The sequence below is a fragment of the Isoptericola cucumis genome, from assembly GCF_014635665.1.
GTDB lineage: Bacteria > Actinomycetota > Actinomycetes > Actinomycetales > Cellulomonadaceae > Isoptericola > Isoptericola cucumis.
Window position 1 is genome coordinate 1 of the sequence record NZ_BMDG01000013.1, and the last position, 19,804, is coordinate 19,804.

Genomic DNA, 19,804 nt, shown 5'->3' on the forward strand with positions numbered 1-19,804 from the left:
CACAACCACGACCGCCGAACCACAGCCCAGCACCAACAGGCTGCGAACGCGATCCTCACAGTCAGTCCCAGCCGCAGGCGTCGTGCACGAGGTCGTAGACGGCGGCTCGCTGGGCGTCCGACATCGGCACGTAGACGACGGGCTGCCGGACGCCGTCGACCTCGGCGGTGACCGGCAGGAACGTGCCGCGCTTGTCCTCGCCGACGGCGTGCGGGTCGCATCGCGCCGGGACGACGTCGAGCACGACGGCGCCCTCCGCCTGCCCGGCGAGCGCGTCGCCCGTCCAGGCGACGGCGCCGGCGGGGGAGAGCAGCGTCGTCCCGGCCACGCGCACCAGACGCACCTGCGGGCCGCCCGGTACGGGCTCGACGGCGAGCGTGACCCGGCCGCCGGGCTCGCCCGCCTCGCCGTCGCTGCCGGACCCGTCGCCGCCCCGGCCGCCGACCGTCGCCGGCTCGACGCGGGTCACCCGCAGCCGCACGCCCGTCGCGACCAGCCGCTCGGCGCAGACCTCCGTGTGCACGGTCGCCAGGCGGCCCAGCGGGTCGGTGACGCCGAGGGTGACTTCGGTGCCGTCGCCCTCGGCGGCGTCCTCGCCGGTCGCGACCGTCACCGTCGCCGTCGCGACCTCGGTCGTGGTGGCCGCGGCGCCGGTGGCGGCCTCGGGCGGCGGCGCGTCGCAGTCGACGTCGCCGAGCCGGATGCGCACGTCGCGTCCGGAGCCGGGCGGGACCGATCGCGCGGGGTGGTCGCCGTCCGGGCTGCTCGGCCCGAACCCGGGCGCGTCGAGCGCACCGCCGAACAGGGTGAGCGGCGCGGCGCCCTCGTTGACCACCCGCACGGCGGCGGTGCGGTCCGCGTACTGCGTGCGGTCCTGGCGCAGCTCGGCCCGGAGACTCTCGGCGTCCACCGGCGGGCGCTCGTCCTGCTCGCCCGGCGTGCACCCCGCGACGACCAGCAGCACGCACGCTGCGGCCAGCAGCCGCCGCGTCGTGCCGGCCACCGTCAGCCCTCGCTCGTCGTCGACCCGGCGCGGGCCGGGCGGTCGATGACGCGGGTCATGACCAGCGACGTGCGGGTCTTGTCCACCCGCCCGCTGGCCCGGATGGCCTCGACGGTGCGCTCGATGTCCGCCATCCCGCCCGCCATGACCTGCACCATCGCGTCCGCCTCGCCCGTGACCGTGTCCACCCGCACGACCTCCGGGATCGCGGCGAGGTCGCGGTGCAGCGTGGCCGGCGAGACGTTGCCGCGGCAGAACAGCTCGACGTACGCCTCGACGCCCCAGCCGAGCTCCTCGGGGGCCACCCGCACCGTGAACCCGGCGATCTCCCCGCGCGCCAGCATGACGTCCACCCGGCGCTTCACCGCGGGCGCCGACAGGCCGACGTCGGCGCCGATGTCGGCGTACGTCGCACGGCCGTCGCGCAGCAGGTGTCCGACGATCTTGCGGTTCACGGCGTCCATACCCTCGGATTGTTCACCTCGAGGTTCAGATTGGCCAGGGTTCTCACCCGCACGCACAACGAAACGCGCGTGGTGGGCAACGGCGGCACCCCTACCGTCGCGGCATGACGGCGATCACCTCCCCGACGACGACGTCGGGCACCCTCCCGGGCACCGCGGCCCACGAGGCCGCGAGCTCCCCCGACCGCACGCCCACCGCGCGGCACTACCTCATGTGCCGGCCCACGTACTTCGACGTGGTCTACGAGATCAACCCCTGGATGGACCTCGGCGTCCCCGTCGACGGCGCCCGCGCCGTGCGGCAGTGGGAACGGCTCAAGGCCGCCTACGAGGCGCACGGGCACCGCGTCGAGGTGATCGACCCCGTCCCGGGCCTGCCCGACATGGTGTACGCCGCGAACGGCGGCGTCGTGGCCGGCGGCCGCTCGCTCGCCGCGCGGTTCACCTACCCCGAGCGCCAGCCGGAGGGAGCCGCCTACGAGGCCTGGTTCGCCGCCGCCGGGGCGCTGGGCTTCGCGAGCCTCGGCCAGGCCACGGAACAGAACGAGGGCGAGGGCGACCTGCTGCTCGCCGGCGACGTGATGCTCGCGGGCACCGGCTTCCGCACCTCCCGCGCCGCGCACGCCGAGGTCGCCGACCTGCTCGGGGTCGAGGTCCTGACGCTCGAGCTCGTCGACCCGCGCTACTACCACCTCGACACCGCGCTGGCCGTGCTCGACACCGGCACCACGCCCGCGACGATCGCGTACCTGCCGGAGGCGTTCAGCCCGGCCTCGCAGGCCGTGCTCGCCGAGCGCTACCCGGACGCGATCCTCGCGACGCCCGAGGACGCCGCCGTCCTCGGCCTCAACGTCGTCTCCGACGGACGGCACGTCTTCCTCACCGACCGGGCCACGGGGCTGCACGACCAGCTGCGCCGGCGCGGCTTCGACCCCGTCGGCGTCGACCTGTCCGAGCTGCTCAAGGGCGGCGGCTCGGTGAAGTGCTGCACCCTGGAGCTGCGCCCCGCGGCGACCACGACGACGCAGGAGGCCCACGCATGACGACGGTCCCGTTCCTCGACGTCGCCGCGACGGCGCGCTGGGTCGCCCGCCGCGGCCCCCAGGCCGTCATCGCGCGCCTGATCGACGCCCTCGCCGCCGACTTCGCCCGCTGGCCCGAGCTCGACAAGCGCGCCCGCATCGCGTCGCACTCGCGCGACGGGGTCATCGAGCTCATGCCCACCTCCGACGACACCACCTACGGCTTCAAGTTCGTCAACGGGCACCCGCGCAACCCGGCCCGCGGCTACCAGACCGTCACCGCGTTCGGCGTCCTCGCCGACGTCCGCAACGGCTACCCGACGTTCCTCGCCGAGATGACGCTGCTCACCGCGCTGCGCACGGCGGCGACGTCGGGCCTCGCGGCCCGGCTGCTCGCCCGCCCGGACTCGCGCACGCTCGCCCTCCTCGGCACCGGCTCGCAGTCGGAGTTCCAGGCCCTCGGCATGCGCGCGGCGCTCGGCATCACGCGCCTGCGGGCGTGGGACACCGACCCGGGCGCGCTCGCGAAGCTCGCCCGCAACGCCCGGGCCCTCGGCTTCGAGGTGCACGAGGCGAGCAGCGCCGCCGACGCCGTGACCGGCGCCGACGTCATCACGACCTGCACCGCGGACAAGACGAACGCCACCGTGCTCACGCAGGAGATGGTCCAGGCGCTCGCCCATCCGGGGGTGCACGTCAACGCCATCGGCGGCGACTGCCCCGGCAAGACGGAGCTGGACCCGCGCATCCTCGCGGGCGCCGACGTCTTCGTGGAGTACGAGCCGCAGACCCGCGTCGAGGGCGAGCTGCAGCAGATGCCGGAGGCGTTCGGCGTGACCGAGCTGTGGGAGGTCGTGACGGGCCGCCGGCCGGGACGCCGGGGCGTGGGGCGCACGCCCGCCGGCGCGGGCGCCCCGTTCGAGCGCGGGGTGGGGGAGCGCGCCGCGCTCGACGCCACCGGCGTCACCGTCTTCGACTCCGTCGGGTTCGCCGTCGAGGACTGGGCGACCCTGCGGTTCGTGCACGACGACGTCCCCGCCGACCTGCTGCGCCACCTCGACCTCGTCGCGGAGCCCGACGACCCCAAGGACCTGTTCTCCCTGGTGCGGGCCGCCGACGAGGCCGGTGCGCCGGACCCGGACGCCGCCCCCGGGGACGCCGCCCCCGGGGACGCCGCCCCCGGGGACGCCGCCCCCGCCGGCCGCGCCGACGACGCGTCCGCCCGTCGCGCGCTCGACCGGCTCATGGGGCTCGCGGGCCGCGACGGCCGCGACACGCTGCTCGCCGGCACGGCGGCCCGCCGGGGCTGAGGCGCGCCGGCGTCCTCCCAGGTCACCGACCGTGATTTGCCCTGCCCCCGCGGAGCGCTGCGATCATGGCCCCCGGCGCGGGGCCGACCCCCGCGCCGGCACCGTCCTGAGGACGGGGACGGGAGACGTGACGTGAGCGAAGGGCGGGCGCCGGCCGCCGACGTCGACGACGCGATCCGTCGGATGCGCGACGCGGCCGCCGCCGGTGGGCACGACGACGGTCCGGGCGCGCCCGGGACCGTCGACCCCGACGTGCTGCGCACCGTGCTCGCCACGCTGCCGCACGACGACCAGCGGCTCCTGTGGTCGCACCACGTGAGGGGCCGGTCGCTGGCGACCATCGCCGCCGAGATCGGCGTGCACGCCCGGGCGCTGCGCCGCCGCCTGCACCACGCGGAGCAGCGGCTCGCGGCCGCGTTCGCGGACGCTCACGCCCGCGCGTGCCCGCCCGGGTGCCTCGACACGCGGACCTCGCTGCGCGAGTACGTGAGCCACCGGCTCGCGCTCCGGCGCCGCACGGTGCTCGAGGAGCACCTGTTCGGCTGCGACGGCTGCATGCGCGCGTTCATCGACGTGCGGCAGGCGTCGTGGGCGCTGCGGGACGCGGGGCCGCTGCTCCTCGGCGGCCTGTCCGCCGCGACCGCCGGGCCCGTCGTGGTGGGCGCGATGACGGCCGGGAGCACGGGTGCGGGCCTCGCCGGCCTCGGTTCCGTGGGGGCGGCGCTCGCCGCGGCCTGGGAGTGGCTGCGCGGGCAGGTGCTCCGGCTCGACCGGCTGGGCAAGGCCGGGCTCGCCGGGGCCGGTGTCGTCGCGGTGGTCGCCGTGACGGCCGTCGCCGTCCCGCTGGTCGGCGGCGGGCCGAAGCCCGAGGCGCCCGCCGCCGCGCCGCCGAGCTCTGCCGACCCCGCCCCGCCCGTCGAGGTGCCGGCGGACCCGCCGGAGGACCCGGAGGACCCGGCGGACGACGAGCCGTCCGACCCGCCGATCGCCCCGCCCGCCGACCCGGCGCCGGTGGACCCGTCGCCCGTGGACCCTTCGCCCGTGGACCCGGCGCCGTCCGACCCGTCCGCGCCCTCCGACGGGCCGACCACGGACCGGCCCGAGCCGGTGCCGCCGTCGACCCCGCCGTCCGGCACCCCGGACCCGAGCGACGACCCCGCGGACGAACCCACGGCACGGCCGACCAGCCCGGAGCCGACCCCGACGCCGACGTCCCCGACGCCGTCCCCCACCACGCCGGCCCCCACCCCGACTCCCACCCCGACCGAGCCGGCGACCCGCACCGTCTCGCTGACGGTGCCGGAGTCCCGGATCGCGCGCGTGTACGAGGTGGTACCGCTGGGCGAAGACGCGCAGGTCGTCGGGGTGCGGTCGGCGGACGGGGACACCACGCAGTGGCCGGGGTTCCGCACCTGGTACGTGGGTTCCTGGGGTCGTGACGAGGCCACCGTCACCGTCGAGCTCGAGGGGGCGCCCGGCTCACGGCCCAGCGCCACTCTCAAGCAGCTCGGCCGCTGGAACGACGCCTGACCGGAGAGCGTCGCGACACGCCGCGAGGTGGTGCAGGGCCGTGGCCCCGCACCACCTCGCGGTCAGTCGTCGTCAGCGGTGGCCGTGGCCCCCGCCGTGACCGTGGCCGCCGCCGTGGCCGCCGCCGTGACCGTGGCCGTGACCGTGGCCGTCGTCGGGCGCCACGCCGTTGATCGCCTCGGTGCTGTGGGCGAGCTGCTGGGCCGCGTGCCCGATGGCGCGGGACATGATGTCGAGCGCCTCCAGGCTCACGTTCGACAGGTCGTCACCGGCGCTGTGGTAGTTCTGGTCGAGCGCCTCGCCCGCGACGCCGCCGAAGATCGCGGCCTCCTCGTCCGTCTTGACGGCGTCCGCGCCGGTGAAGAGCCCCGACGCCGGGACGCCGTTGCTGATGAAGGCGTCGTAGTCCGACCGGCCGGAGAACTCCGAGTCGACCCACGGCTGCTCGACCGCGTCGAAGTAGTCCGTGAGCAGCGCCTCGGTCTCGACCGACCCCTCGGGGACGGTCACTGGCGCCTCGAACGTCGACTCGTTCGCGTCGTACACGCCGATCGTGTAGTTCGGCGAGCCGACCATGTCGAAGTTCAGGTAGGTGGCGATGTCGTCGAGCGCCTCGGGGTCGTTGGTGACGAGGTCGTCCACGTAGTGCGCGGACCCGATGAGCCCCAGCTCCTCGGCGCCCCACCAGGCGAACCGGACGGTGTTGTTGAGCTTCTTGCTCTTGTTGAGCTGGACGGCGGTCTCGAGGATCGCCGCGGAGCCCGTGCCGTTGTCGTTGATGCCCGGTCCCTCCTCGACGCCGTCGAGGTGCGCGCCCAGCATGACGACGTTGTCGTCGTCGCCGGCGCGGGTCTCGGCCAGGACGTTGAACGTCTCGACGGTCTCGACGCTCGCCTGCAAGTCGAACGTCACCTGCAGGTCGGGGTCGGCCTCGAGCGCGGCCAGCACGGCCTCGCCCTCGGCCTGCGTGACGCCGACCGTCGGCGCGTAGCCGTCGTCCACGGCGCCGAGCGTGCCGTTGAGGGCCCCGATGTCGTTGTTGTAGATGATCAGCCCGGCGGCGCCGGCCTCGCCGGCCGCCAGCGCCTTCGCACCGAACGAGCAGGCGCCGCGCCGCACGAGCGCGATCTTCCCGGTGGCGTCGACGTCGGCCCACGAGTCGTCGTGGGGCGCGGCGGGGTCGTCGCTGGCGGGGCAGCCGTCGACGATGGCGGGCTGCACGACGCCGGCCGTGACGCCGTCGTCGGGCGTGTTGGTCGAGTACGTCATGGCCACGGGCGTCAGGTCGACGCCCGGCACCTCGACGCTCAGGTCCGCGACCTCGAAGGTCTCGGCCTCGAAGTACTGCCGCTCCGTCTCCAGGCCGCCCTTGCGCAGCACCCGCTCGACGTACCGGGCCGACTCCTCGTAGCCCGGGGTCCCGGTGGCGCGGTTGCCGCCGTTCTCGTCGGCGATCTCCTGCAGCTCCTCCAGGTGGCGGAACACCTTCTTGCCGGAGACGGTCTTGGCCAGGTCCTTGCCCCGGTGCTCACCGGGGTCGTGCTTGCCCGCCGCCGCGGGTGGTGCCGCGGTCGCGGTGGGGGCGAGGGACGCCGCGAGGACGAGCCCGGTGAGGGCTGCGCTCGCGACGGCCGTGGGGAACATCTTTGTTCTCACGGTCGACCTCCTGATCGGACGACCCCGCGTCGTTGCGGGGACCGGTTGACCAGTGAGCGTAGGACGCGGCGGCGGATCCGGAAACCCCGCCGACGGCCGTGCTGGTCAGGCGCGCGCGAGCAGCACGAGGGCCTCGTAGTGGCCGGTCTGGGGGAACATGTCCAGCAGCCGGGCGCGGCGCGGGCGCAGCGACGGCATGTGCGCCAGGTCGGCCGCGAGCGTGGTCGCGTTGCAGCTGGAGTACAGCACGTGCCGCACGTCGGAGGACTCCAGCCAGGCGGCGAGCTCGGGGCCGATCCCACGTCGCGGCGGGTTCACGACCACCAGCTCCGGCGCCTGCGGCCCGCCGTCGCGGGCGAACGCCGTCGCGTCGCCGGCGGCGAAGCGCACGTCACGGGTCGCTGCCGCCCACCACGCGGCGTCGTGGGTGGCGACGACGGCGCTGGCGGGCAGGTGCGCGAGCTCGTCGCGGGTCGTGACGGCGCTGGCGATCGCCTCGGCGGACAGCTCGATGCCGGTGACGCTGCGCCCGGGCGCGGCGCAGTGCAGCGCGAAGCCGCCGACGCCGCAGTACAGGTCCCACAGCGACGCGGGCGCGACCTCGTCCACCCACCGGCGCGCCTGCGCGTACAGGGCGGCGGCGACCGCGGTGTTGGTCTGGAAGAAGCTCTGCGGCCGCAGGTGCAGCGTGATGCCGTCGTCGGCGCCACCGCCCGCGGCGACGCGCATCGGCAGCGTCGACCGCTCCGTGAGGACGATCTCGAGGTCGCCCTCGAGCACCGCGGCGTGCACGGGCTGCACGTTCACGCTGACGACGGCGACCCGGGGGAGGGCGGCGAGCAGCGACGGCAGGTGCTTGCGCAGGCGGGCGACCGGCTCCTGGCTGCGGAGGACGAAGCGCACCATGAGCTCGCCGTCGGGCGACAGGGTGACGAGCACGTGCTTGAGCTCCCCACGCCACGCGGACTCGCGGGGTGACTCCCGGCGTCGCGGGCCGCGGGAGGGCGACGTCGTGTCGTACGGCTGCAGGCGCGCGCGGGTGATCAGCTCCGCCAGGGCGGGGAACGAGTCCTGCAGCGCGGGCGGGTACAGCCCGCAGTCGGTGAGGTCGACCCCCTGCCCGGCGAACGGGCCCGTCGCCGAGCCGAGGATGCCGAGCACCGGCTCGTCGACGGTGCCGGTGACCACCATCTTCGCCTTGTTGCGGAAGCCCGACTCGGGCCCTGTGACCGGCGGCAGCCAGTCGACGGCGGCGCCGGGGACGGCGGAGTCGAGGAGCGCGGCGACGTGCTCGGCCCTCTCGGCCACCTGCGTCGGGTACGGGGTGGCCAGCAGGGTGCACGAGTGGCAGCGGCCGGCGTCGAAGTGGGGGCACTGCACCCCACCAGGCTACGGCCGCCGCCACCCGCGGTCGGCTCGGGTCGGTGTCAGGTCGCCGTCAGCTCAGCGACCGAACACCGTGACCCGCACCGGAGTCTCGACGACCGTCACCCCCGGGACCTCGTCGGCCACCAGCTCGGTGCGCACCAGCCCCTTGCCGGGGAACCTGGGGCGCAGCGTCACGTCGTAGGTCAGCGTGCCGCCCGGCGCCGGGTCGGTCGACGTGACGACCTTGTCCGTGCCGTCCGGCAGCTCGGCCACCATGTCGCCCTGGCCGCCGGCGTTCTCCGCCCCGACGAGGAACGGCATCCCGTTCGGGTCCGCCATCGCGTCCGCGTAGGTGAACGAGACGTCCTGCGTCCCGTTCAGGCCGATCCACACCTGGAACGCCCGCGCGTCCTGCGTGCCCCACACGAACACGTCCCACTGCAGCACCAACCAGTCGTTCACCCCGTCGGTGAGCGTGCCGGCCCGGATGCCCTCGGCCTGGGTGCCGTCGCCGGCCACACCGTTGAGGTCGGTCCAGAACGGTGCGAGCACGTCGTTGGGGCGCGCGGGCGAAGGGCCGTCCGGCAGGGTGCAGCACTCGTTGTCCTGCGAGGTGCCGCCCCCGGCCACGAGATACCCGTTGGTGTCCACCCCGACGCTCGAGTACGTGCGCCCGTTGTACGAGAACGCGGGCACGGTGAAGTTCACCAGCTCCTCGTCGCCCACGGCCCGCGGGGCGATGCCGAAGGACTCGAGGTCGGCGAAGCCGCCCGCGGGCGATCCCTCGGGGACGTCCTCGACGCTCGGGACGCCGAGCTCGGCGCCCGCCAGCTCGGCCGACTCGGTCGTGGAGCCGCGCAGCGCCCCCGTGCCCGACGTCGTCGACGTGACCGTCTGCGCGGTGAACGACTCGTTCGTGGCCGTGACGGTGCAGGTGACGTCGCCGCGCAGCGGGATCTTCTCCGCGTCGCACGACTGGTCCACCGCCACGTTGCCCTGGGTGGGCACGAACGCCACCGGGATCCGTGCGTCGCCCCGCTGGGTGCGGAACGTCACCGCGCCGAACTTCTGCTCCTCGCTCGCCGACGTGTCGGTGATCGTGATGTCGAAGTCGACGCTCTTGCCCGGCCGCACGGTCGCGATCCGCGGGCTGAACGTGATCTTCGCACCGTCCGGCGCCTCGGCCCGCGGGTGCACGACCAGCGGGCGGCCCGACGTGTTCTCCAGCGTGCGGGTGGTGGTGAGGCGGCCCGGCAGGGTCGGGGCGTTGATGGACGGGACGTTGAGGTCGACCGCGTGCACCGGGTCCGCCGCCAGCGCGGCGAAGTTCTCGGTGGTGTCCGAGATCGTCACCGGCGGGGTCAGCGACGCCCCGACGTCCACGTGGCCCGCCCCCATGTCGAACGGGTCGGCCGGAGTGGTGAGGTCCTCCTTGACGATGTCCGTCCGTGCCTGCGTCATCATGGCCGACTTGATCTGGCCCGGCGTCCAGTCCGGGTGGGCGGCCTGGAGCAGCAGGCCGACGCCCGCGACGTGCGGCGACGACATCGAGGTGCCCTGGATGGCCTGGTAGTACTGGCCGGGCAGCCCGCCCTCGGCCGACAGCGGCGTCGGCGTCATCGCCGCGAGGATCTGCACTCCCGGGGCCGTGACGTCCGGCTTGACGAACGGACCGGCCGGCCCGCGCGAGCTGAACGCCGCCATCACGTCGCCCTGGCCCTCGGCCGGCGCGCCGTCCGTGAACGAGCCCGTCACGTCGTCGTGCGACTCGAGGAACGCCGCCAGCTCCGTGCCGTCCGCGACGTGCACGGCGGGCAGGAAGTGGTTGTCGGTCGCGACGTCGGCCAGCGTCGGGTTGACGAGCACCATGCCCGCCGCGCCGCCCTGCAGCACGTTGTGCCCCTTGAGCACGCGGGCGTTCTCCCCGCGCTCGCAGACGACGATCACGCCGTCGAAGGTGCCCGCGGGGGCGGGCTCCTGGCACAGCGGGTCGGAGTACGGGGCGTCGCCCGCACGCACCACCGGCAGCGGCTCGGCGACGCCCGGGACGATCGACGCCCCGTCGACGGTGAACGTCTCCCCGTCACCCGCGGTGAGGCTGAGGGTGGAGGAGAACTCGCGGTCCTGGGTGGACGCGCCGACCGTCGTGAGCCACGGGCTGACGTGATTGGCGGTCGCCGCGCCCGGGCCGTCGTTGCCGGCCGACGCCGCCACGAAGACGCCCGCGTCGTACGCGCCGAGGAAGGCCAGCTCGACCGGGTCGTCGACCGTGGTCCCGCCGGAGATCGAGTAGTTGATCGCGTCCACCTCGTCCACCACGGCCTGCTCGACCGCGGCGACCAGGTCGGACGTGTACCCGCCGCCCGGTCCGAGCGCCTTGTACTCGACGATCTTCGCGCCCGGCGCGACCCCCTGGATCCGCGCGATCTGAGGGCCGACGGTCTGCACGTCCCGGACGATGCCGCCCGCGCTGGTGCCCGACGTGTGCGAGCCGTGGCCCTCCGCGTCGCGCGCCGTGCCGCGGTACAGGTAGTCGCCGGGGTTGAGCAGGTCGTACAGGTCGGTGAACGCGTACCCGCCGACCAGCTTGTCGTTGCAGACGAACGGGTCGTCCCGCGGCGTCGTCGGGTCCTGCCCGAACTCGCACGCGAGCTGCGGGCCGTCGTACGGGCTGAGGTTGCCGTGGTCGGCGAACGACGGGTGCTCCGGCCAGATGCCGGTGTCGATGTTGCCCAGCACCAGGCCGTCGCCCGCCTCCGCCTCCGTGCCGAGCGCCTCGTACGCCGCGGGGGCGCCGATGTACTCGACGCTCGAGTCCGTCAGGGGCTGCTCCAGCACGTTCTCCTGCACCGCGACGACGCCGGGCACGTCCAGCAGCTCGGAGACCCGGTTGCCGGGGACGAGCGCGGCGACCCCGCCGTACACCGTCTCGTAGGTACCGACGACGTCCGTGGCCGGCACCGCCGCCTCGACCTCGGCCGTGATCTCGCGCTGCTGCGAGCGCACGAAGCCGCGGTACTTCTTCGTCTCCGCGCCCTGCGTGCTCAGCGTCTCGCCGGTGACCGACGGGCTGGTCGCGTCGTAACCCGGCACGGTGCCGGTGTACGACGCCACCGGCTCGACGTCGTACTTGATCATCACCGGGATCTTCTTCGCCGATTCGATGCCGAGCAGCCGCTTCGGCGTCGTCGCCAGCGCGCTCGACGGCGACTTGGCGCCCTCGTCGCGCGAGGCCAGCGCCGGCTGCGCGTCGGCGAGGCGCAGGTCGTCGGGGTCGACGGACGCGGCTGCCGCGGCCGTCGCCGTGAGGGAGGAGAGGACCAGCGCGACGCCCGAGGTGGCGGCGACGAGCCGGAGTCTGGACTGGTGTTCTCGCAAGCGCATGGGTGCGCACCCTTCGTCTCGGTCGGAACGAGCGAGACGTCCGGTCCGGGTGCCACGTCTCTGTGGCAGGTGCCCGACGCCGGACAGTCACCGGCAAACTACGCCGGATCCGCGCTGGGCACCCCCTGAACGGCCGTTGTGCTGCACCTCCGCCTCAGCCGACGAAGACGCAGAAGGGGTGGCCCGCCGGGTCGGTGTACACCCGCAGCGGCTCCTCGGCGTCGTGGGACCGGTCGGCCAGCAGCCGCGCCCCGAGGGCGAGGGCGCGCTCGTGCTGGCGGTCCAGCTCGGCGGCGTCCGGGACCGTCGTGTCGAGGTGGAGCTGCTGCGGCACGCCGTCGCCCGGCCAGGTGGACGCCGGCAGCGTCTCCACCTGCTGGAACGCGAGCGGTACCCCGCCCGGGTTGCGCAGCACGAGCCAGTCGGCGCCGCGCGGGTCGGGCGCGCCCGACGGCGGCGGCTCGTCGCCCGGCCGGTAGCGGAGGCCGAACAGCTCGCGGTAGAACTCCGCGAGGCCTCGCGCGTCCGTCGTGTCGAGCACGACCTGGCGGATCGTCGGGACGGCGCCGGTCATCGTGCCTCCTCGGGGAACTGCTCGGCGAGGTCGCGCAGCTCGCGGGTGTACGCGGCGTAGTCGAATCGGCGCGCCAGGTAGTCGGCCCGCAGCCCGACGGCGCCGTCGGACAGCTCGCGCAGGATGTCGGCGTGGCCCGCGTGCCGGTGCAGCTCGGCGGTCATGTGCACGAGCATCTGGTGCAGCGTCACGTCCCGCCGGCCGGCGCGCCAGCGCGCCACGTGGCCCGGCGCGTCCAGGGCGAGGGCGTCGATGGTCGCGTCGGCGAAGGCCCACACGCGGCGGTACAGGCCGACGATGTACTCGGCCGGCTCGTCGGCGGTGGCGAAGAACTCCGCCTGCTCGTCGGCCGGCGTGGGGTCGGCGGCCGACGCCGCGGCGAGCCACGGCGTGTCCTGAGGCGTGGGCCAGGTGCGCCCGAACACGCCGCCGAAGTAGTCGATCTCCACCGTCGCGGCATGCTTGACCAGGCCGAGCAGGTTGGTGCCGGTGGGCGTGCGCGGCAGCCGCGCCTCCCGCTCCGACAGGCCCTCGACCTTCGACACCAGGGCTTCGCGGGCGGCCCTCAGGTAGCGGTGCAGCACGGCCTTCGCGTCCGCGGGCGGGGATGTCGTCGTCATCGCCCCAGCGTGCCCGGACCCACCCACACTCACCTCCACGCCTCTTGGTCACGGACGTCCCGACCCTCTCGGCCCGGCTGCGCGAGGGCACGCGCGCCGAGCACGCCGAGGCCGAGTCGGAGGGCTTCGTCGAACGGCTGCTGTCCGGTGGGCTCGACCTGACCGCCTATGCGGACCTCGCGGCCCAGCAGCTCGTCGTCTACCGGGCGCTCGAGGAGGCGTCCGGGCGGATGCGGCTCGACGCCCGCGGCCGGACCCTCGTCTTCGACGCCCTGACCCGCGTCCCCGCGATCGAGCGCGACCTCGCGCACCTGTACGGGCCCGGCTGGCGTGACGCCGTCGTCACGCGGCCTGCCACCGAGGTCTACGCCGCGCGGCTGCGCGACGTCGGGGGCGACCTCGCGTGCTACGCCGCGCACGCGTACACCCGCTACCTCGGAGACCTCTCCGGCGGCCAGGTGGTCAAGCGGATGCTCGAGCGGCACTACGGGCTCGACGGCGCCGGGCTGGAGTTCTACACCTTCGCCGGGATCCCCAAGGCGAAGCCGTTCAAGGACACCTATCGCGAGCGCCTCGACGGGCTGGCGCTCAGCGGTCCCGAGACGGACGCGGCGGTGGCCGAGGCGCAGCGCGCCTTCCGCCTGAACCGGGCCGTGTTCGCCGAGCTGGGGTCCGCCCACCCCTTACCTCGGACGATCGCGCGGCGCAGCGCGGCTCGGACCGTGTCAGCGGACGCGGGCGGCGAGGACGGCGACGTCGTCGCGCTGCTCGCCGTGCACGAGCCGCTCGACCAGGCGGCGCGGCAGGTCGGCCGTCGGGCAGGAGGCGAGGTCCTGCAGCGCCCGGTACAGCTCGTCGGCGCGGACCGCGTAGTCGACCGTGCGCGACTCCACGAGCCCGTCCGTGTACAGGACGAGGGTGTCGCCGCGCGCGAGGTCGGCGGTGTGGTCGGTGCGGCGCGTCGACGGCGCGAACCCGAGCATGAGGTCCGGGCGGCCGGCCAGCTCCTGGACCCGCCCGTCGGCGCGCACGACGACCGGGCGCGGGTGCCCGGCGGTCGACCACGTGAGGCGGCAGCCGTCGTCGTCGGTGCAGTCGAGCCGCGCCACGAGGGCGGTCCCGCTCGCCGCCAGCCCGAGGCCGATGTTCGCGTGGTCGAGCTCGTGCAGCAGCTCGGCCGGCGGCCCGGCCTGGCACCACACGAGGGTGCGCAGCATGGATCGCAGCTGGCCCATGCGGGCGGCGGCCTGCATGTCGTGGCCCGTGACGTCGCCGATCATCAGCACGCACGAGCGCGCGTCCAGGACGACGGCGTCGTACCAGTCGCCGCCGACCTTGTCGGTGCGGGTGGCGGACGCGTACGTCGACGAGAGCTCCAGGTGCGGGACGGCCGGCAGGTCGGTGAGCATCGCCGCCTGGAGGGTGGTCGCCACCCGGTGGCGCTCGTCGAGCACGCGGACGCGGGCCAGCGCCTGGGTGACGCTCGTGGCCAGCGCCGCCGCGGTGCGCCGGTTCTCGTCGTCGTGGTCGTGCGGGCCGCGCCACAGCAGGGCGACGAGTCCGAGCAGCCGGTCGTCGGTCACCAGGGGCAGGAACGCCATCGCGCCCATCGACTCGTCGACCCACGGGGCGAACGTCGGCATCGCGCGCAGCACCGCGGCGCCGTCGCGGAAGAAGGCCGGGCGGCGGGTCCGGGTCGCCGCGGCCACGGCCGGGTGCGTCAGCGGCCAGTGCCGCGCGAGGTGCGGGTAGGTGCCCTCGCGCTCGACCAGGGTGAGCGCGGTGCCCGACGGGTCGAGGAGGGCCATCCCCGCCCACATGGTGCCGATGCCCGCGGCCGACGCCCGCATCGCCTCGACGGTCTCCTCGAGGGTCGTGGCCCCCGCGAAGCGCTCCGTGAGCTCGAGGAGCAGCCGGGTGCGCCGCGTGGCGTGCACGGCGACCTTCTGGATGCGGTGCGCGCGCTGCCGCTCGAGCCGCAGCCGCAGCTCGGCCGTGCACGACGCGGCGAGGTCGGCCAGCGTGGCCAGGTCGGTGGAGCTCCACGGGTGCGGCTCGGAGTCCAGGGCGCAGACGGTGCCGACGGGGATGCCGTTGCGGTCGAAGATCGGGAACCCCGCGTACGCGCCCATGCCGAGCTCGGTGACGGTCGCGGTGCGCGACAGGACGGGGTCGGCGCGCAGGTCCTCGACCACCAGCGGGCGTCCCATGCTGATCGTCGTGCCGCACAGCGGCTCCGTGAGGGTGGTGCGCCGGGTGGCCTGGAACGGGTCGGGCAGACCGAGCGCGCCCGGGTACACCTGGGCGTCGGGCAGGACGATGGTGACGAGGGCGGTCGGGACGCCGAGCTGGCGCTGCACGAGCCGTGCGATGCGGTCGAACGAGGAGTCGGCGACGGGCCGCGCGAGGCCGGCGGCCTCCAGTGCCTGCGCCGGGTGCGCCGCCGTCATCGGCCCGTGCCTGAGTCTGCGCCGTATGCCAGGTGACCCGCGACCATCCCCGGATTGTTCCACGCGGGCCGCTATCCTCGCGGCACCATGGGCGGCACGATGGAGACCACGATGGACAGCACCACCCGCACCGCGGCCGCCACGGCGCCGCCGGCCACGACGGCGCGCACCGTGCTGCGCCTCGTCGCGGCGGCGCTCGTCTCGGTGTCGGCCGTGCTGCTCTTCGCGGTGCACGTGCGCCCGCTGGCGTACCTGCCGCTGGTGGCGGGCGTGGCGCTGGGCCTCGCCGTCGACCGCCGGCTGGGCCGTGACCTGGCCCTGATCGCCGTCGCGCTCGGCATCATCTCGACGATCTCGCTCGAGGCGGACCTGTCCGACGCCGGGATGGCGCGCTTCGCCGTCGTGCTCTCGCTCGCGGTGCTGGTGCCGTGGGCCGCCTCGCGGTACGTCTTCCGGGACGACGACGGCGCGGGGGCGGTGCGCTTCCCGGTCGCGACGGGCCGCCGCTGGTCGCGCGGCCAGTGGGTGTACCTGGCGGTGGTGGTGCTGGTGGGCTACCTGGTGCTGCCGCCCTACTTCCTCGGCTCGGGCGCGTACCTCAACTGGCCGGACCTCGCCGGCGGGCAGGACGTGGCGCGCCTGTTCGTGGGCGTGAACGCGGTCGGCATCTGGGACGAGCTGTTCTTCGTGTGCACGGTGTTCGCGCTGCTGCGCCGGCACTTCGGGCTGTGGACGGCGAACGTGCTGCAGGCCGTGATCTTCGTGTCGTTCCTGTGGGAGCTCGGGTACCGCGAGTGGGGGCCGGCGCTGACCGTGCCGTTCGCGCTGGTGCAGGGGTGGATCTTCAGCCGGTACAAGAGCCTCAGCTACGTGGTGGCGGTGCACCTGCTGTTCGACCTGGTGGTGTTCGCGGTGCTGGTGCACGGGCACCACCCGGAGCTCTTCGACGTCTTCGTCACCGCTCCCTGACCGAGAGGCTCAGCCGGCGAGCTCGTCGAGCAGCCGGGACATCCGGTCGATCTCGGCGATCTGGTCGGCCGCCACGTTCCCGGCGAACTCCTGGACCGTCTCGTCCCGCCCCGCGGCGCCGACCTCGTCGACCATCTCCAGCGCACCGCCGTGGTGGGTGATCATGCCCTCGAGGAACAGCCGGTCGAACTCGGCGCCCTCCGCGTCCGCCAGGGCCGTCATCTCGGCCTCGGTCAGCATGCCGGGCATGGAGTCGTGGTCGTGGGGCTGCGCGGCGCGCGGCCCGCTCCCGTCCGACGGCGCCGTGTCCGGCGAGTCGTCGGCGGGTACCGGGAGGCCCTGGTCGTCGAGCCAGCGGCCCATGTAGTCGATCTCGCCTTCCTGCGTCAGCCGGATGCGCTCGGCGAACTTGGTGAGCTGCTCCGACGTCGACCGGTCGGGGACCAGCTCCGCCATCTCCACGGCCTGGGCGTGGTGGCCGATCATCCGCGTCATGAAGTCGGCGTCGGCATCGGTGACCACGTCCTCGCCGCCCATGCCCTCGTAGTCCTCGGGGGCGATCGTCTCGGCGGGCTCGCCCGGCTTCCCCGGCGCGAGCACGGCCGAGGACGGCGTCGAGGTGGGCTCGGGCGTCTCCGCGGTGCACCCCGCTGCGGCGAGCCCCGCCGCGAGCACGAAGACGCAGGTCATGACGGTGCGGTGGCCGGTCGCGTGACGGCCGCCGGGGTCTTGGGTCACCTGACGATCCTCTCGGGGGGTTGTTGCCGCTGCGTAAAAAGATGCCTGATCACCTGGTTCGGAGGATGCTTCCAGACGACACTCAGTGTGACCTAACGAGGAGGTGTGGCGCCTGTGCGTCGTTCAACCCTGAGATCACGGATGAGAAGTTCACGGACGAGGGGCGCCACCGGAGTCGCCCTCTCGCTCGCGCTGGTCGCCGGAGTGCTGGGGCTCGCCGCCCCCGCGTCCGCGGCCGACCTGCCCGCCCCCGACGTCCCGCCGGGCGAGGTGGCGTCGTCGAACATCGAGCACCTCAGCAACAACCCGAAGAACGGTGCCCTGCAGGGCACCGGCTCGGACATCGCGTTCCAGGGCAAGTACGCCTTCGCGGGCAACTACGACGGCTTCACCGTCTACGACCTGTCCGACCCCGAGAAGCCGGTCCAGGCGCTGCAGGTGTACTGCCCCGGCTCGCAGAACGACGTCTCCGTCTACGGCGACATCCTCGTGCTGTCCACCGACTCGTCGCGCAGCGACGACTCCTGCGACTCGACGACCCGCCCGGCGACGGAGAAGGACGCCTGGGAAGGCCTCAAGGTCTGGGACATCTCCGACCCGCTCGAGCCCGAGTACGTCAAGGCGGTCGAGACGGCGTGCGGGTCCCACACCCACTCGATGGCCCCGACCAAGAACGGCAAGGATGTCTACGTCTACGTCTCGTCGTACAGCCCCCGCTCGTCCTTCCCCGACTGCCAGCCGCCGCACGACCTCATCTCGATCGTGAAGATCCCGGCTGACGACCCGGCCGGGGCCGAGCTCGTCGCGACGCCGAACCTGTTCCCGGGCGGCGGCTACGAGGGCGACGCGTCGCGCGACGCCTCGGCGACGTCCGGCTGCCACGACATCACCACGTACGCGAAGTACGACATCGCCGCCGGTGCGTGCATGGGCGACGGCATCCTCATGGACATCAAGGACCGCGCCCACCCCAAGGTGATCACCACGGTCCGCGACACGGAGAACTTCGCGTTCTGGCACTCGGCCACCTTCAACAACGACGCGACCAAGGTCGTCTTCACCGACGAGCTCGGCGGCGGCGGCCTGGCGACGTGCACCGGCGAGTACGCGCCGGAGCTCGGTGCCAACGGCATCTACGACATCGAGAAGGCGAAGAAGAAGGGCGGGAAGAACGGCAAGGAGCTCGTGCTCAAGAGCTACTACAAGATCCCGCGCATCAACGACGACACCGAGAACTGCGTGGCCCACAACGGCTCGCTGATCCCGGTCGAGGGCAAGGACCTCATGGTCCAGTCCTGGTACCAGGGCGGTGTCTCGGTGCTCGACTTCACCGACTCGTCGCACCCGACCGAGCTCGCCTGGTTCGACCGCGGCGCGGGCGTCTCCGACGGTGGCACCTGGTCCACCTACTGGTACAACGGCTACGCCTACTCGAACGACCTGGGGATCGGTTTCGACACCTTCGACATCGACGACTCGATCGACGGGAAGGCCAAGACGAACCTCAGGTCGCTGAACCCGCAGATGCAGCAGAAGTTCTGAGAGTCCGAGCCCGGCCGGCGGCAGAGGCCGGGCGCCACGGACGCCGGCGGCCGGTCACCCTCGCGGGTGGCCGGCCGCCGGTCGTTCATGGAGGCGTCAGGAGCCGAGGGCGTCCTCGATCAGCCCGGTGAGCTCGTCGACGGCGTAGACCTGGGACTCGGCGGTCCCGAGCGAGTACGCGGCCTGCAGGTCGCCGTCGATGACGACGTCGTGGCCCTTCTCGACGGCGGGGATCGCCTGCCACTGCGGGTCGTCGGTGATCTCGGCCTTGTCGATGAAGATCGGGAAGGCGACGATGAGGTCGGCGTCCAGCAGGTCGAGCTGCTCGTCGGAGATGTCGACCGAGAACCCGGTCGCGCCGGCCTTCAGGCCGTCGATGGTCGGCGACTGCTGGAAGCCGAGCCGCTCGAGGAACTCGACCCGCTCGGAGCCCTCGATGTAGGCCCCCCAGCCCTCGGACGTCCGCGTCGCGGCGGTCGCCGTCATGCCGTCCCACTCGGGGTGCGCCTCGGCCGCCTCCGCGAACGCCTGGTCCCTCTTGTCCAGGAGCGCGGCGCCCTCGTCGGGCACGCCCAGGGCGTCGGCGATCATCGTCGTCTGCTGCTCGGTGCTGGTGAGGTAGTTCTCGCCGCCGGCGGGGATGCCGACCGTCGGGGCGATCTGCGAGAGCCGGTCGTAGCGCTCCTGGTCGCCCGAGCTCTTGACGTCGAGGATGAGGTCCGGCTCGAGGGCGGCGACCTGCTCGTAGCTGGGCTCGAGCGTCTCGATGATCTCCGGCGACTCGTCGTACAGGCCCTCGGACCAGGGCCCGACGCCGTCGCCGCCGAAGCCCAGCCAGTCGGAGGCGCCGACGGGCTGGACGCCGAGGGCCAGCGCCGTCTCGGCGTCGCCCCAGCCGAGCGCCACGACCCGCTCGGGCGCCTCGTCGACGGTGATGTCGCCGAACGCGGTCTCGACGGTGGCCGGGAAGTCGCCGCCGGCCGCGGGGGCCGACCCGGTGCCGGCGTCGCCGCCGTCGTCGCCCGTGCCGGAGCAGGCGGCGAGGGCGAGGGCCACGACGGCGGTCGCCGCGAGGCGTGCGGGGAGCTTCATGAGGGATGATCCTTCGTCGGGGAGAGGGCGCGGCCGAGCAGGTCGGCCATATTGCATAGGTTAGCCTCAACTAAGTAGTCGG

The 19,804-nt window shown here is 74.0% G+C and carries 14 protein-coding genes and 2 pseudogenes; 6 read left to right on the forward strand and 10 right to left on the reverse strand.

Annotated features, from left to right (window positions below):
- Positions 1-61: 61 nt before the first annotated feature.
- A complete protein-coding gene (locus IEW03_RS16870; protein WP_188524881.1) occupies positions 62-1,003 on the reverse strand; it encodes a hypothetical protein in 942 nt (313 codons plus the stop codon).
- A 2-nt stretch (positions 1,004-1,005) separates the two neighbouring features.
- Complete coding sequence (locus IEW03_RS16875) at positions 1,006-1,467, reverse strand: Lrp/AsnC family transcriptional regulator (RefSeq protein ID WP_188524882.1); 462 nt, start codon at positions 1,465-1,467, stop codon at positions 1,006-1,008.
- 104 nt (positions 1,468-1,571) lie between these two features.
- Between IEW03_RS16875 and ddaH the strand changes: the two genes are divergently transcribed.
- From ddaH to IEW03_RS16890, 3 genes and pseudogenes are all read left to right on the forward strand, one after another.
- On the forward strand, positions 1,572-2,510 hold the full coding sequence (ddaH, locus tag IEW03_RS16880; RefSeq protein ID WP_188524883.1) for a dimethylargininase: 939 nt from the start codon (positions 1,572-1,574) through the stop codon (positions 2,508-2,510).
- Positions 2,507-3,607 (forward strand): annotated as a pseudogene (gene ocd / locus IEW03_RS16885) (ornithine cyclodeaminase); the annotation flags it as partial. The gene ddaH and the pseudogene ocd, both read left to right, overlap by 4 nt.
- 324 nt (positions 3,608-3,931) lie before the next feature.
- Positions 3,932-5,329, forward strand: a complete 1,398-nt coding sequence (locus tag IEW03_RS16890; protein ID WP_188524885.1) for an RNA polymerase sigma factor — start codon at positions 3,932-3,934, stop codon at positions 5,327-5,329.
- Positions 5,330-5,401: 72 nt separating this feature from the next.
- Here IEW03_RS16890 and IEW03_RS16895 read toward each other — a convergent pair whose 3' ends face one another.
- The 5 genes from IEW03_RS16895 to IEW03_RS16915 all read right to left on the reverse strand — a co-directional run bounded on the left by IEW03_RS16895 (position 5,402) and on the right by IEW03_RS16915 (position 12,931).
- Positions 5,402-6,985 (reverse strand): M20/M25/M40 family metallo-hydrolase, encoded by a 1,584-nt coding sequence (locus IEW03_RS16895; RefSeq protein ID WP_229738382.1) that lies wholly within the window; start codon positions 6,983-6,985, stop codon positions 5,402-5,404.
- Positions 6,986-7,090: 105 nt separating this feature from the next.
- Complete coding sequence (gene rlmC, locus IEW03_RS16900; protein WP_188524886.1) at positions 7,091-8,365, reverse strand: 23S rRNA (uracil(747)-C(5))-methyltransferase RlmC; 1,275 nt, start codon at positions 8,363-8,365, stop codon at positions 7,091-7,093.
- A 63-nt stretch (positions 8,366-8,428) separates the two neighbouring features.
- The gene (locus IEW03_RS16905) at positions 8,429-11,737 is read right to left on the reverse strand and encodes a S8 family serine peptidase (protein WP_188524887.1); all 3,309 of its coding nucleotides are present in this window, start codon (positions 11,735-11,737) and stop codon (positions 8,429-8,431) included.
- Positions 11,738-11,891: 154 nt separating this feature from the next.
- Positions 11,892-12,311 (reverse strand): VOC family protein, encoded by a 420-nt coding sequence (locus tag IEW03_RS16910; protein ID WP_188524888.1) that lies wholly within the window; start codon positions 12,309-12,311, stop codon positions 11,892-11,894.
- Complete coding sequence (locus IEW03_RS16915) at positions 12,308-12,931, reverse strand: DinB family protein (RefSeq protein ID WP_188524889.1); 624 nt, start codon at positions 12,929-12,931, stop codon at positions 12,308-12,310. Before IEW03_RS16915 ends, IEW03_RS16910 begins: the two co-directional genes overlap by 4 nt.
- On the opposite strand from IEW03_RS16915, the pseudogene IEW03_RS16920 reads away from it, so the two are divergent.
- Positions 12,919-13,536: pseudogene (locus IEW03_RS16920) on the forward strand (biliverdin-producing heme oxygenase); the annotation flags it as partial. The gene IEW03_RS16915 and the pseudogene IEW03_RS16920 sit on opposite strands and share 13 nt — an antisense overlap.
- 120 nt (positions 13,537-13,656) lie before the next feature.
- Here the strand turns inward: IEW03_RS16920 and IEW03_RS16925 are convergent.
- Positions 13,657-15,381: a GAF domain-containing SpoIIE family protein phosphatase gene (locus tag IEW03_RS16925; protein WP_188524890.1), complete on the reverse strand. Its 1,725-nt coding sequence runs from the start codon at positions 15,379-15,381 to the stop codon at positions 13,657-13,659.
- Positions 15,382-15,492: 111 nt separating this feature from the next.
- Between IEW03_RS16925 and IEW03_RS16930 the strand changes: the two genes are divergently transcribed.
- Positions 15,493-16,350 carry a CPBP family intramembrane glutamic endopeptidase gene (locus IEW03_RS16930; protein ID WP_188524891.1) on the forward strand — a complete coding sequence of 286 codons (858 nt, stop codon included), beginning with the start codon at positions 15,493-15,495 and terminating at the stop codon, positions 16,348-16,350.
- A 9-nt stretch (positions 16,351-16,359) separates the two neighbouring features.
- Here the strand turns inward: IEW03_RS16930 and IEW03_RS16935 are convergent, their stop codons facing one another.
- On the reverse strand, positions 16,360-17,088 hold the full coding sequence (locus tag IEW03_RS16935) for a DUF305 domain-containing protein (RefSeq protein WP_188524892.1): 729 nt from the start codon (positions 17,086-17,088) through the stop codon (positions 16,360-16,362).
- Positions 17,089-17,229: 141 nt separating this feature from the next.
- On the opposite strand from IEW03_RS16935, the gene IEW03_RS16940 reads away from it, so the two are divergent.
- A complete protein-coding gene (locus tag IEW03_RS16940) occupies positions 17,230-18,630 on the forward strand; it encodes an LVIVD repeat-containing protein (protein ID WP_229738383.1) in 1,401 nt (466 codons plus the stop codon).
- Positions 18,631-18,726: 96 nt separating this feature from the next.
- Here IEW03_RS16940 and IEW03_RS16945 read toward each other — a convergent pair whose 3' ends face one another.
- Positions 18,727-19,722 (reverse strand): iron-siderophore ABC transporter substrate-binding protein, encoded by a 996-nt coding sequence (locus IEW03_RS16945; RefSeq protein ID WP_188524893.1) that lies wholly within the window; start codon positions 19,720-19,722, stop codon positions 18,727-18,729.
- Positions 19,723-19,804 lie beyond the last annotated feature (82 nt).

Excerpts from the sequence above, each read along its gene's own strand:
- IEW03_RS16875 (WP_188524882.1), bottom strand. The coding sequence starts at position 1,467 with ATGGACGCCGTGAACCGCAAGATCGTCGGACACCTGCTGCGCGACGGC.
- ddaH (WP_188524883.1), top strand. The coding sequence starts at position 1,572 with ATGACGGCGATCACCTCCCCGACGACGACGTCGGGCACCCTCCCGGGC.
- IEW03_RS16905 (WP_188524887.1), bottom strand. The coding sequence starts at position 11,737 with ATGCGCTTGCGAGAACACCAGTCCAGACTCCGGCTCGTCGCCGCCACC.
- IEW03_RS16910 (WP_188524888.1), bottom strand. The coding sequence starts at position 12,311 with ATGACCGGCGCCGTCCCGACGATCCGCCAGGTCGTGCTCGACACGACG.
- IEW03_RS16915 (WP_188524889.1), bottom strand. The coding sequence starts at position 12,931 with ATGACGACGACATCCCCGCCCGCGGACGCGAAGGCCGTGCTGCACCGC.
- IEW03_RS16925 (WP_188524890.1), bottom strand. The coding sequence starts at position 15,381 with ATGACGGCGGCGCACCCGGCGCAGGCACTGGAGGCCGCCGGCCTCGCG.
- IEW03_RS16930 (WP_188524891.1), top strand. The coding sequence starts at position 15,493 with ATGGACAGCACCACCCGCACCGCGGCCGCCACGGCGCCGCCGGCCACG.
- IEW03_RS16940 (WP_229738383.1), top strand. The coding sequence starts at position 17,230 with ATGAGAAGTTCACGGACGAGGGGCGCCACCGGAGTCGCCCTCTCGCTC.
- IEW03_RS16945 (WP_188524893.1), bottom strand. The coding sequence starts at position 19,722 with ATGAAGCTCCCCGCACGCCTCGCGGCGACCGCCGTCGTGGCCCTCGCC.